This window comes from Microbacterium sp. (genome assembly GCF_047606385.1).
Lineage (GTDB): Bacteria > Actinomycetota > Actinomycetes > Actinomycetales > Microbacteriaceae > Microbacterium.
This window is the reverse complement of sequence record NZ_JASGEL010000123.1, coordinates 1-12,670: the sequence shown is the minus strand read 5'-3', so window position 1 is coordinate 12,670 and position 12,670 is coordinate 1. Positions and strand designations below refer to the sequence as shown.

Sequence of the window (12,670 nt, the reverse complement as noted above, 5' to 3'; positions counted from 1 at the left end):
GTCGCCCGCGCGACCGCCCTGCGCGGCGGCGGCCCTGCCGCCGCCGAGACCCACCGTGTCCGAGACTCCGCCGGCGACCGGGTTGGTCGCGCTCGGGTGGGCGATCGTGACCGCCGACCAGACCGCGGGCGTCAGCAGCAGCCCGACGGTGGTGGCGGCGAGGGTCAGCATCCGCAGCCGGTGACGGCGCCCGGTCAGCAGCAGCACGACCGCGATCGCGGCGACCACGGCCTGGATCGCGCCGGCGATGACGCTGTAGCCGCCCACGATGGCGCCGATGACCGCCGCCGTGGCGCCGGCGACCCCGACCAGCAGAGCGACCGGCCACGTCAGTCGCCGCCGCCGCGCGAACCCGACCACGAGCCCGATCGCGAGGGCCATCGGCACCGCGAGGGCCGCCGTGTAGAACTGATGCATCCCGTCGACGACCGAGAACATCCCGGCGAAGGTGACGAACCAGACGGTCACCAGCAGGGCGAGCGCGCGCGGCACCCGGATGACCCACAGCACGACCAGCGCCGCTGCACTGGCCGGGATCAGCCACGCGATCTGCCCGATCAGCTCCGTGTTGAACAGGCGGAGCAGCCCCGGATCGCCGGAGAACGGCGGAGTGAAGGAGCGATACGCATCGGCATCCGCCGTCGCGCTGAACCGGCCGAGCCCGTTGTAGCCGAACACCATCTCCCACGGGCTGTTGTGCAGGGTGCTGCCGATGTAGGGACGCGCGTCGGCGGGGACGACCGAGACGATCACGACCCACCACAGCGATGCCGCGAGACTCACGACACCGGCGACGAGCAGGTGCAGGATGCGGCGGAGCCACGACTGCCGGGTGCACAGATAGGCGAGCCCCAGCGCCGGCCACACCGCCCATGCCTCGAGCATGTAGAACTGGAACGACAGCGCGATGCACAGCCCCGCGACCATCAGCCGTCCCAGGCCCGGGCGCTCGATCGTCCGCAGGGCCGCCCAGGCCGTGAGGGCCAGCCCGAGCACGAAGAACGTCTCGGGCTGATTCGACCGGGCCACGGCGACGAGGATCGGCGTCACCGCCACCACCGCCCCCGCGATCAGCCCGCCGGTCGTCCCGGCGAGCCGACGCACGGTGAACGCCACGAGCAACGCCGCCGCCACCGCCGCCAACGAGTTGGGGAGGATCACCGCCCACGTCGAGTAGCCGAACACGCGCACGAACAGCGCCGGGACCCAGAAGGATCCCGGGATCTTGTCGAGCGTGACGGTGCCGGCCGGGTCGATCGCGCCGAAGAAGAAGTTCGACCAGGACTCGCTCATCGACAGCGCGATGGAGGCGTAGTACGCCGACAGGGACCCTGCCCACACGCCCCAGCCGGTCAGCACGGCACCGAGGACGCCGATCGTCGTGACGCCGATACGCCAGGGCCATCCGCCGCGGGGGCGCCGCGACGTCGCGAACGGGAACGCGATGGCGGGAACGAGGGTCGTCACCCGCGCACGATAGGCGCGACGGCGGGGGCGGCGCCGTGGGCGGCCTATGAATCGGCTGCGACCGTGGCGAATCCGTCGATCGCGTCGGCGAGCGCGTTCAGCAGCGCCTCCGTCCGCTCGGCCTCGGCGTCGTCCAGCCCGGCCGCGACGTCCATCATCGTGCGGTACACCGCCCCGTAGATCTCGTCGATGCGCGCGGCGGCGGCGGGCACCGCGGTGAGCACGGTGCTCCTCCGGTCGCTCGGGTGCGGGCCCCGCACGAGGTGTCCCGCGCGCTCGAGGTGGTCGATCACGCCGGTCACCGCGGCGGGCTTCACCTCGAGGTGGTGGGCGATGTCGGTCGGCGTGGTCGGCAGCTGCTCCCGCTGCCGACGGATGACGTGCCGCAGCGCGAGCAGCTCGCCCTCCGAGACGTTCATCGCCGCCGCGCATCGGTCGCGCATGGCCAGCTCGGCGAGCTCGAATCGGCGCAGCGCACGCATCACACGCTGGCCGCGCGCCAGGTCACGGTCGGCGTGGTCCCACGGCGTCGCCTCGAACTCACTCCACATGATCCGGATCATGGTAGTCAGGATGGATGATTACCCGCAAGCGGGAATTATCCGTTTGGCATAACACTAGTTCAGTTAGTAATTTGGGTCTCAGCCGACCACAACAGGAGGGACCCCCGCATGGGACAGCTGTACTACGGCGCGAGTTCGACGCCGATCGAGGTTCCCGACCGTCTTCTGGCGCACGTCAAGGTCGTCGTGGCCACCAAGCTCCGCCGCGGCGAGAGCTTCACGATCAACTGGACGGGCTCGCACAGCCGTGAGTCGATCTGGGTGCAGCAGTCGATCCCGCTGCGGTTCGTCTTCGCCTCCCCCGAGCCCGAGACGCTCGATCCCGAGCTCATCGCCGCGCTGGCCCGCACGAGCAGCATCACCGGCGGCCTGCAGCTGAGCGCCGCCGAGGATCGGGATGCCGCCGTCCCCGTGCGGTCGGCGTCCGTCCCGGTCGCGGCGTGATCGGCTACGCGGACACGACCGCGATCGAGATCGCGGTCGAAACCGAGGTGACCTGGCACGAGCCCGACCGCGGCGGCGGACGACCCGTCTGAGCTCGTACTGCCGTACGCTGTCAGAACGCAAGGGGAGTACTCCCGAGCGGCGCGGCCGTCAATACGGATGCCACCCGGCATCCCGGTCCGCCGGTCCGATCGACGGGTGGAGGAGACCTTCGGGCTCGTCATCGACCCCTCGGAGCATCCATGCAGATCACCCCGCTCGTCTGGACCGTCACGATCGTCGTGACGGTCGCGTTCTTCGTCTACGAGTTCTTCGCCCATGTGCGCAAGCCGCACGAGCCGACCATCGCCGAGTCCGCGCGCTGGTCCGTGTTCTACATCTCCCTGGCACTGCTGTTCGGCGTCGGCATCGGGCTCGTCGCGGGCTGGGCGCCCGCCGGCGAGTACCTCGCCGGCTACCTCACCGAGAAGGCGCTGTCGCTGGACAACCTCTTCGTCTTCCTCATCGTGATGAGCGGGTTCGCCGTGCCGAAGGCGTACCAGCAGAAGGTGCTGATGATCGGCATCGTCATCGCGCTGATCATGCGCGGCGCGTTCATCGCCGCGGGTGCGGCGCTGATCGAGAACTTCTCGTGGGTGTTCTACCTGTTCGCGGCGCTGCTGCTGGTGCTCGCCTGGCGCCAGGTCGCGAGCCACGGACACGAGCCCGACCCGACGAGCAACGTGTTCGTACGGGTGGCCCGTCGTGTCCTGCCGGTCAGCGACGTCTACGACCGCGACCGGCTGACGACCCGTGCCGGCGGGCGGTGGATGGTCACTCCGATGCTGCTGACCGTCGTCGCGATCGGGTTCATCGATCTCGTCTTCGCCCTCGACTCGATCCCCGCGATCTACGGCCTCACCCGGGAGCCCTACATCGTGTTCACGGCGAACGCCTTCGCACTGATGGGGCTGCGACAGCTGTTCTTCCTCGTCGGCGGACTGCTCGAGCGGCTCGTGTACCTGTCCCAGGGACTCGCCGTCATCCTCGCGTTCATCGGGGTGAAGCTGCTGCTGCACGCCCTGCACGTCAACGAGGTGCCGTTCGTCAACGGCGGCCAGGGTGTCTCGTGGGCGCCGGAGATCCCGATCTGGTTCTCCCTCGTCTTCATCGGCGCCACCATCGCCGTCGCCGTCGTCGCGAGCCTGCTCAAGACCCGCGCCGGGCGGGTCCGCTCCTAACCTCGGCGGCGCGTCGTGTCAACCCTCCTGCACGGCCCGGCGCGGAGTACGCATACTGGAGGCTGGCAACACCGCCGCCTGACGTGTTCGGGTCACCGAGGGCGAGTGAAGACGCGAGCAGGCTCTGCCGATCGCGTAGGAGATGCCCTTCCGATCCCCCCAATCGGGAGGGCGTCTCCGCGTCCGCTGCGAGTCCTACCGGACGCGGCTGCGTGCCGGTGAGGCGGGCGCGCGAGAGCGATGGTGCATGCTCAGCGCGACGAGCGACGCCAGGCACAGCGCCGTCACGCCGAGGAAGACGATGACGCCGGCCAGTCTGGAATCGAGGAGCGCTTCCGGCGCGCTCGCGACGCCGACTCCCCAGAGGACGAGCAGGACTGCGCCGAGTCCCGCTGCTGCCGCCACGGTGATCTGGATCACACGGACCATGAGGACTCCCTTGTCCACGGTGGTGCTCACTGGATGGTGCTTTCGGTGGGAGTGAGCATAGGGCATCTCCGCCCCCGAGCCGCTATCGCGCGCGCGGCTTGTGCAGAAATCACCGGGACGCCGTCGCCGCTCAGACGATGAGTCGCTGGACCCGTGCCAGCAGCTCGCGGGGCGAGAACGGCTTGGTCACGTAGTCGTCGACCCCCGCGGCGTAGGCCGAGGCGATGTCGGCTTCCTTCGCTCGTGCGGTCAGCATGAGGATGCGCGTGCGCTCGAACCGTGCGTCGGCGCGCAGCTCCGTGCACACCTCGATGCCGTTCTTGCGCGGCATCATCCAGTCGAGGATCACCAGGTCCGGGGCGTCGACCCGCGCCGCCACGATGCCCTCCTCGCCGTCGGACGCGACGAGGACGAGGTGCCCGGAGGCCGTCAGCCGGAACCGGATGAGCTCGGCCACATCCGCGTCGTCCTCGACCACGAGAATGCGCGCCACACTCATCCCCTTCCGGCCGCCCCCTCCGCAGACGGTACTCCCCCGGGGTGCCGGACGCCTATCACGACGCGGTATACGGTTTCGATATGCAGCCGGCGTCGCGCCCCGATCGTCTGTCGACGCCGGCCGCGCCGCCGTGGGCGGCCCCGTGGTGGGTGTGGCCGATCGCCGCCGCGGTCATCTTCCTCGCGGCCGGCCTCGGCCTGCGATTCTCACCGGTGGGCAGCGCGGTCGCGGCGTGGTGGCCGGGCGCCGGCCTGTCGGTGCTGTTCGTCCTGCTGGCCGGGCCGCGACGGCGCTGGACGGCGGTCGCCCTCGTGCTCGTCGTCACCGCCGTCGCCAACGTCACGTGGGGGCGGGAGCCGCTGGTGAGCCTGCTGTTCGGCGTCGCCAACGCCGCCGAGACCGCGACCATCTCGCTGCTGCTGCAGCGCCCGCACATGGCGTTCCAGCTGGAGACGACCCGCAACGCCGTGCGCTTCGTGCTGGCGGTCGTGGTCGGCGCGCTCGTGATCGGGACGCTCGCGGGCGCCGCCGTCGCCGCGGTGGACGGCACGGTCTTCCTCGACTCCGCCCTGCACGCGGCGACCTCGCACGCGGCCGCCGTGCTGCTCATCGCCCCGTTCGGCGTGCTGCCGCCACCCGCCCCGGAGAAGGCCCACTGGCCGGAGGTCATCGGGCAGAGCCTGCTGATGGCGGTCACGATCGTGCTCGTCTTCTCCCCCATCACGAACCTCCCGCTGTCGTTCCTGCCGTTCGCGTTCATGGCGTGGGCCGCGTTCCGGTTCCCGATGCCCATGGCGCTCGCGCAGACGCTCGCCACCGCGGTCGCCGTGCTCGTGTTCACGCTGGCCGGCGGCGGACCCTTCGCCGTGCCCGAGCTGACCTCGTTCGAGCTCGTGCTCGTGGTCGAGGCGTACATGATCGTGCTGGCGGTGTTCGCCATCCTGCTGGGGACCGCACGATACGAGGTGCGTCAGGCCACGCGCACCGCCCTGACCGTCTCCCAGGTGATCACCGGCGGGTTCGTCGACTCCCGGGTCGGCCTTCTCATCGGCGAGGACCTCGAGACGACGCCGCGGGTGCTGTGGGCGAACCGCGCCGCCGTGGACGCCGTGGGCGCGGAGCTGTCCGACGACGGGACCTGGGCCGGCCCGCTCGCGCGCAGCGCTCGCGCGTCGTTCATCGAACAGGTCGAGACGATGTACGAAGACCCGGTGACCGGGTCGACGTTCAGTCTGGTCGCGAACCGGGTCGCGGGTGACCAGACGCGCTTCGCCGTGCAGCTGGTGGACGTCGCCGCGGCGATCCGCATGGCGCAGGCGCGCCACGACGCCGAGATCGAGCGCGAGGTCGCGCGTCGCATCCGCGTCGACCTGGAGCGTCAGCGCGACGACTTCATCGCGACGACGAGCCATGAGCTGCGCACCCCGATCACCAGCATCCGGGGGTATGCCGAGCTGCTCGCCGACACGCCGTCGCTCGGACCGCTCGAACGTTCGTGGGTGGAGATCATCGACCGGAACACGGCGCGGCTGACCGACCTGGCCGCCGATCTGCTGGCCCTCGGCCGTGCCAGCGCGGATCCCACCCCGCGGTCGGCTGAGTCCGTCGCGCTGCGCGCGCTCGTCGCGGACGTGGTCGCGATGCACCAGCCGATGGCCGCCGGCAAGCAGATCACCGTCGAGGTGGAGATCGCGGAGGCCACGCGCGTCCGCTGCGCGCCCGACGACGCGAGCCGAGCCCTCGGGAACCTCCTCTCGAACGCGGTGAAGTTCACGCCGCCCGGCGGCCGCATCCGCATCACCGAGGCGGAGACGGACGGGCGCCCCTCGGTGTGCGTGCGTGACACCGGGCCGGGGATGTCCCCGGAGACTCGCGCGCACGCGTTCGAGCGCTTCTACCGGGGTGCCGACGCCGAACGCGCGAGCACGCCGGGCACGGGTCTCGGGCTGGCGATCGCGGCGGAGCTGGCCGCCCGCAACGGCGGCGAGATCCGGCTGGGCGACGCGCCGGACCGGGGCGTCGAGGCGACCCTGGTGTTCCGGGACCCGACGACGGAGTAGCTCCGGTCAGCGTACGACGGCGGTGACGGCGTTCAGATGCGCGAGGACCTCTTCGCTGACCGAGCCGAGCAGGAACCGTGCGAAACCGCTGCGGCCGTGCGAGCCGACCACGACGAGAGACGCGGACTCCCCCGCATCGCCGATGACCAGCGCCGGGTCGCCCTCGCCCACGTTCGTGGTCACCTCGAGCCCGGGGTGCGCCGCGCGCACGGCCTCGACCACGCGGTCCACGTTGCCCTGGGTGATGCCCTCGAGATCGGTGAGATAGACGTCGGGGTAGACGCCGAAGTCGCCGGGCACCGCCACCGGCAGCCAGGCGGAGACCACCACGAGCGGCTCGGCGAGGCGTTCGGCCTCACCGGCCGCGAAGGTGATCGCCGCGTTCGAGGTCTCGGAGCCGTCGACGCCGACGATGACGCCGAGACGTTCGGCCGTGCCCAGCTCGGGCACGACGACGACCGGGCAATGCGCACCGGCCGCGATGCGATGGCCGTGCTGACCGCGACGGCCGCGGCCACGGGGCTCCCCGCCGATGACGAGGAGCTGCGCCTGCGCGCTGGCCTCGATCAGCAGCGCCACCGGATCGCCCGAGGTGACGCGCGCCTCGATGTCGACGCCGGATGCCGCGAGGTCCGCGGTGACCGCCTGCAGCCGATCGGCGACCGTGTCGGCGACACGCGAGACGATCTCCTCCTCGCCGACAGCTCCGACCGCACCGCCGATGACCGAGAACAGCACGAGCCTGCTGCCGAGGTCACGGGCGCGCTGCGACGCCCAGTCCAATGCGCGGCGCGACGCCGCCGCATCCGTCACTCCGACGATGATCGTGTCCACCATGACGATTCCCTCCCGGCCTCCCCCACGCAAGGCTAGCGCGAGCGTCGGGCTCGGCGGGCCTCGATCCCCACGACGATGAGCAGACCGATGCAGGCGCCCGCGGTGTTGGCCACGATGTCGAGCACGCTGGGGGTGCGCAACGCGAGCACGATCCCCTGCACCGACTCGATCACCACGGTCGTCACGAACGCGATCGGCAGCACGAGATAGCGCGACTGGCGCAGGATCAGGGCGAGCAGGACGCCGAACGGCACGAACAGCAGGATGTTGGCGCCGAACTCGACTCTCGCGTAGGTGAGCACCGGGACGATCCGCCGCACGAACGCGAGCAGCGGACCCGCATCCTGATCGACCGGGGTCGGCCACACCGCGATCGCGGCCAGCAGCAGCGCGTAGACCCACAGCCACGCCTTCGGCGACCGGACGAGCCGCGCGAGGAACGGCGCAACGACGGAGCGGCGCGAATGCATGTGGCCTCCCGGCTCGGGCGCTGCGGCGGCGCCGCGCAGGGTGTGGGCAGATTCTACCGGCGTCCCGGGCGCACGCGACGCCCCGTCGCCCGCGCTGTAGAGTCCTCCCGTGACCACCCGTGCCGCGCCGCCGACCCCGCGGCGAGCGCGCGGGCTGCCGCGATGGCTGATCCTCACGATCGTCGCGGCCGCCCTCGTGGTCGTGATCACGATCGTCGCGACGATCGCCTGGCTCGTGACGACCGGGGTGCGGCTGCTGAACGCACAGCCTCCGGGCGTCGGCACCCGCATCGTGGCTCCCACCGAGTCGAAGGCGGCCCAGGCGGCGGCATCCGGCACTCTCTCCGGCGACGAGCAGGACGCCGCGGAGTACCTGGCCGCGCAGCCCACGGCCTACTGGCTCACCCCGGAGATCGACCCGATCGGCGAGGTCGGCAGCCGCATCCTGAACCTGGCCACCGAGGCACGTGACCAGGACGCCGCGATGGCCATCGTCGTCTACGGCCTCCCGGAGCGCGACTGCAGCGCCGGGGAGTCCTCCGGGGGGCTGGACGACGCCGACTACGACACGTGGACCGCGGAGATCGGGCAGGCGCTGAGCGCCGTCACCGACGTGCAGAAGATCGTCGTCCTCGAACCCGACAGCCTCGCGCAGGCCCCGGACTGCGGCAACATCGATCAGCGCGTCGTGGAGCTGCGCAACGCGATCGACAGCATCAGCGACATCGACACCTGGATCTACCTGGACGGCGGTCACTCGAACTGGCTGTCCGTCGACGAGCAGGCCGACCTGATCCAGCAGGTCGGCGACCAGGACAAGGTGCGCGGATTCGCGGTGAACGTGTCGAACTACAACAGCACGGTCGACGAGTTCTCGTATGCGCACGAGCTCGCCGACGCTCTCGGCTGGGGCCACGCCCTCATCGACACGTCGCGTAACGGCGCCGGCGCCGACGGCACCAACTGGTGCAACCCGCCGGGGCGCCTGGTGGGAGATGCCGGCGGCACGTACGGCGACGACGTGGTCGACACGAACCTGTGGATCAAGCCGCCCGGGGAGAGCGACGGCGAATGCAACGGCGGTCCCACCGCCGGGACGTGGTGGCCGGCCGGCTCGGTCGCGTTGACGAGCGCCGTGCTGCCGTGACGGGCCGGGTACGAGCACCGCAGCCGGTGTGGGACAATAGCGACGCACATCATCCTCTCGCCCGTGACGCCGAAGGCATGACCGTATGAGCGACACCCCGCAGGGACAGAAGACAGCTGTCATCGTCGAAGACGATCCCGATGTGCGTCATCTGCTGGTCGAAGTCCTCGAGGCCGCCGGCTTCTCCACCGTCTCGGTCGGAAACGGCATCGACGGTGTCCGGGCCGTCATCTCCTATCAGCCGCTGATCACGACCCTCGACGTCAACATGCCCGGCATCGACGGATTCGAGGCCGCGCGCCGCATCCGCGAGCAGAGCAACACGTACATCGTCATGCTCACCGGCCTCGCCGATGAGGCGGACGCGGTGCTGGGGCTGAGCGCCGGAGCCGACGACTACATCGTCAAGCCGTTCCGGCCGCGGGAGTTCCGCGCCCGCATCGAGGCGCTGCTGCGGCGACCGCGGCCGGGGTCGGAGGCTCCTCCGGTGACGCTGCGGCAGGAGAGCGTCGGCCCGTCGTTCCCGGGGGCACGACCCCCGCTGACCGCGGGCGTCCCCGTCGTGCGGGTCGACGAGCCGCTGCCTGCCGTGGAGGACTATCCGGCGGTCGCGGCGATGCCGGATCCGCCCGTCCCCGTGATCGTCCCCAGCGCCGATGTCGCCGTCAGCCCCTCCCGTCCGCTGGTGGCGGCCGGCGGCGGGTACTGGGTGACCCACCGCGACCTGCAGCTGAACCCGGAGACCCGGGTCGTGCTCGTCGCCGGCGCGAACGTCGAGCTCACGCGGACCGAGTTCGACCTGCTGGCGACGCTGCTCGAGTCCAAGCGCCGGGTGCGCAGCAAGGCCGATCTGACCCTCGTGCTGCGCGGCGAGTCCTACGTCACCTCGTACTACGTCGGCGAGGCCGACAAGCGGGCGGTGGAGGCGCACATGACGAACCTGCGACGCAAGCTCGGCGACAACCCCGCCAACCCGCGATACGTGGAGACGGTCCGTGGGGTGGGGTACCGGCTGACGCCCGAGCTGCTCGCTCCCTGAGCGCCGCTCAGACCCGGTAGCCCTGGTGCCGGCGGACGAGCTTCGTGAACATGAGCAGCGTCTGCAGCACCGTCACGACCCCGACGATCGGCCATCCGACCCACAGGATCGAGGACTGCGTCACCGGGCCGAGCATGTTCCAGATGATCGCCATCGTCAGCAGCACCGCGATCAGCAGGATCATCGGCACCCAGTGCCCGGCTGCCGCGCCGCCCTTCTCCGCCTTGGCCTGCATGGCCCAGTTGTCGACCTTCTTGCGGGAGAGGAAGCGGCTCCACGACCGCAGGAAATGGCCCAGCCGGATCCACATGAACAGCTCCGCCGGGAAGATCAGCAGGGCGAACAGGATGTCGCGCTGATCGCAGTACTTCATGGTCCGGGCGATGCGGAGGTTCAGCAGCATGGCGGTGGCGACGGGGATGAGCCACAGCGGCGAGAAGACGAACGCGTTGATCGACAGCGAGCCGGCCAGCAGGACGAGGAACGCGACGCGCACGAACAGGTTCGTCAGCATCCCGAAGTTCTCGAACCACCGCAGCCGCAGGTTGGGGTGGAACGGCTGGCCCTTCGTGTCGCCGCGCTGACCCGGCCACATCAGCTCGATCGCGCCGTAGGTCCACTTCACCTGCTGCGCGTCGTAGCCCTTGAGCGTGGTCATGCCGCCCACGTTGGCGCGGGCGTACGGGCTGATCTTGGTGAGGTATCCGGCGCTCTTGATCTGCAGCGACAGCAGCGAGTCCTCCACCTCGGAGTCCTTCACCCACGGCGTCGTCTGGTGGTTGGCCTTCATGGCGTCGCGCAGCGCGTTCGTGGAGAAGATCGAGAACTGACCGCCCAGCACGGCCATGTTGCGCCCCCGCAACAGGTTCTGCAGGTTGAACGCCGCGAACTGGGTGCGCTGGCCGGCGATGAGGAACTTCGCGAGCCAGCCCTTGATCGGACGGTCGTCGATCGTGAAGATCGCCGAGATGCCGCCGATGCGGGAGTCGCTGATCGCCTCCGTCTCGAGGTACTCCACCGCTCTGGGATGGGCGATCGTGTCGCCGTCGACGCCGAGCAGGAAGTCGCAGCCCTCGACCAGGGAATAGCCGTAGTTGAGGGCGCCGACCTTCTTGTCGGGGTTCTTGCCGATGTCGTGCACGAAGACCTCGGTGAACTGCTCGCCGAGCTCGGTGGTGATCTCGTGGGGTCCGGCGTACTCGGCGGAGATCTTCGCGGTGTCGTCGGTGGTGTTGTTGATCACGACGTGGATGACGTCGGGCACCCGTGTCTGCTTCAGCAGCCCCTCGATGACGTCGGCGATCGACTCCTCCTCGTTGTACGCCGGGATGACGCAGCCGATCGTGGAACGGTGGACGTTGGTCTCTTCGAGCACCGCCATGAAGTCCTCGTCGAAGCTCGTCCCGGGATCGGTGAGGAACGGGTCGTCGGAGACGGGGTGCGCGGACTGGGCCGCCGCGAGGGCGGGGTGGTTCATCCGGGGGTCGGACACGGGGCATTCACTCCTGGTCAGCGGCGCGTGGACTCTCCGACGCGATAACCACCTTGCTACACTCGCCGCAAGAACCACCCCGTTCTTGCCGAGCTTCAGCGCAAGATTCGCGCAAGATCGTCGTCGCGAGCCTCGATTCGGACGGAGCAATGATGGGTGTGCTGGGGGTCAGCGCTCTCGTGGGAGTGTGTCTGCTGGTGGCCGGCGGCATCCTGACGGCACGTCATGGCGCCATCCGGGACGAGGGACCGCGCGGCGCGCTGCTGCGGCCCGTCGCGGTCGCGGCGATCACGGCGCTGCTGTGCGCCGTGATGTACCTGGCCGACTACAACGGGGCGTCGGGACTGCCTCTCGTGATCGCGAACGGCAGCATGGTGCTCGCGCCGGCGATGATCTGGGTCGCGATGAGCCGGGCAGGCGGCCGGTCGCCGCTCGCCGTCGTCGTGGCTCTGTCCCTGACCGCCGTCGCCGCTGCGGCCACGGCGCTCGCCCCCGGGGTGGTCGCCGGGGCGGTGAAGGTCGGCGCACTGCTGGTGGTCTGCGCACTGGCGGCGGCGGAGACCTGCCGGTCGCCGGTGGCCGGGCTGCGCGGCGCTCGACTGATCCGTGCCGTGATGATCGGCTATGCGGCCTTCTGCGCCCTGCGCATGGCGATCAGCGCCGCGTTCGGGTTCGCGCCGGCGTACGCCGCCTGGGGAGCGATGACGCAGCTGACGACGCTGCTCGGCGTGCTGGCCGTCGTCCTCAGCGGCGCGGGGACCTGGCTCATGGCGGCCCATCTGGGGGATGCCGACGCCCACCGCGCCCCGGGACGGGACGAGATCAGGGAGTGGGTGCGCACACGACTGGAGGCCGGGGAGCCGGTGGTGCTGTTCACGCTCTCCCTGCCGGATCTGCCGTTGATCCGTGCCGCGCACGGTGCCGCGCGGGCGGAGTCGATCCAGGCGGCGCTGCGGCGCGCGGCGGTGGACGTCGCCCCGGCCGGCGCCCCGGTCGCGGCGTG

Annotated in this window: 13 protein-coding genes; 6 read left to right on the top strand and 7 right to left on the bottom strand. The window is 70.6% G+C overall.

Annotated elements, in window-relative coordinates; genetic code table 11:
- Together QM626_RS12105 and QM626_RS12100 are read right to left on the bottom strand one after the other, a co-directional pair.
- Nucleotides 1-1,467, bottom strand: a 1,467-nt coding sequence (locus tag QM626_RS12105) for an ArnT family glycosyltransferase (protein WP_415077201.1), incomplete at its 3' end; no start/stop codon positions are given.
- A gap of 44 nt (nt 1,468-1,511) precedes the next feature.
- On the bottom strand, nt 1,512-2,018 hold the full coding sequence (locus QM626_RS12100; protein WP_415077200.1) for a MarR family winged helix-turn-helix transcriptional regulator: 507 nt from the start codon (nt 2,016-2,018) through the stop codon (nt 1,512-1,514).
- Between the two features lie 120 nt (nt 2,019-2,138).
- Here QM626_RS12100 and QM626_RS12095 point away from each other — a divergent pair, with 120 nt between their 5' ends.
- Complete coding sequence (locus QM626_RS12095; protein WP_415077199.1) at nt 2,139-2,474, top strand: hypothetical protein; 336 nt, start codon at nt 2,139-2,141, stop codon at nt 2,472-2,474.
- Between the two features lie 242 nt (nt 2,475-2,716).
- Nucleotides 2,717-3,694 (top strand): TerC family protein, encoded by a 978-nt coding sequence (locus QM626_RS12090; protein WP_415077198.1) that lies wholly within the window; start codon nt 2,717-2,719, stop codon nt 3,692-3,694.
- Nucleotides 3,695-3,889: 195 nt separating this feature from the next.
- Here QM626_RS12090 and QM626_RS12085 read toward each other — a convergent pair whose 3' ends face one another.
- On the bottom strand, nt 3,890-4,153 hold the full coding sequence (locus tag QM626_RS12085) for a hypothetical protein (protein WP_415077197.1): 264 nt from the start codon (nt 4,151-4,153) through the stop codon (nt 3,890-3,892).
- Between the two features lie 100 nt (nt 4,154-4,253).
- Entirely contained in the window at nt 4,254-4,616 is a 363-nt protein-coding gene (locus QM626_RS12080) for a response regulator transcription factor (protein ID WP_415077196.1), read from the bottom strand.
- A gap of 86 nt (nt 4,617-4,702) precedes the next feature.
- Between QM626_RS12080 and QM626_RS12075 the strand changes: the two genes are divergently transcribed.
- Nucleotides 4,703-6,682 (top strand): ATP-binding protein, encoded by a 1,980-nt coding sequence (locus QM626_RS12075; RefSeq protein ID WP_415077195.1) that lies wholly within the window; start codon nt 4,703-4,705, stop codon nt 6,680-6,682.
- A 6-nt stretch (nt 6,683-6,688) separates the two neighbouring features.
- On the opposite strand, the gene QM626_RS12070 is transcribed toward QM626_RS12075, so the two are convergent.
- The gene (locus QM626_RS12070; protein ID WP_415077194.1) at nt 6,689-7,519 is read right to left on the bottom strand and encodes a universal stress protein; all 831 of its coding nucleotides are present in this window, start codon (nt 7,517-7,519) and stop codon (nt 6,689-6,691) included.
- 32 nt (nt 7,520-7,551) lie between these two features.
- Nucleotides 7,552-7,989: a VanZ family protein gene (locus QM626_RS12065; RefSeq protein ID WP_415077193.1), complete on the bottom strand. Its 438-nt coding sequence runs from the start codon at nt 7,987-7,989 to the stop codon at nt 7,552-7,554.
- A 109-nt stretch (nt 7,990-8,098) separates the two neighbouring features.
- On the opposite strand from QM626_RS12065, the gene QM626_RS12060 reads away from it, so the two are divergent.
- A complete protein-coding gene (locus QM626_RS12060; RefSeq protein ID WP_415077192.1) occupies nt 8,099-9,136 on the top strand; it encodes a glycoside hydrolase family 6 protein in 1,038 nt (345 codons plus the stop codon).
- Between the two features lie 85 nt (nt 9,137-9,221).
- Nucleotides 9,222-10,175 (top strand): response regulator transcription factor, encoded by a 954-nt coding sequence (locus QM626_RS12055; protein WP_415077191.1) that lies wholly within the window; start codon nt 9,222-9,224, stop codon nt 10,173-10,175.
- Nucleotides 10,176-10,182: 7 nt separating this feature from the next.
- Here the strand turns inward: QM626_RS12055 and QM626_RS12050 are convergent, their stop codons facing one another.
- Nucleotides 10,183-11,652, bottom strand: a complete 1,470-nt coding sequence (locus tag QM626_RS12050) for a glycosyltransferase family 2 protein (protein ID WP_415077202.1) — start codon at nt 11,650-11,652, stop codon at nt 10,183-10,185.
- A 173-nt stretch (nt 11,653-11,825) separates the two neighbouring features.
- On the opposite strand from QM626_RS12050, the gene QM626_RS12045 reads away from it, so the two are divergent.
- The coding region (locus QM626_RS12045; RefSeq protein WP_415077190.1) for a hypothetical protein at nt 11,826-12,670 on the top strand (845 nt) is incomplete at its 3' end.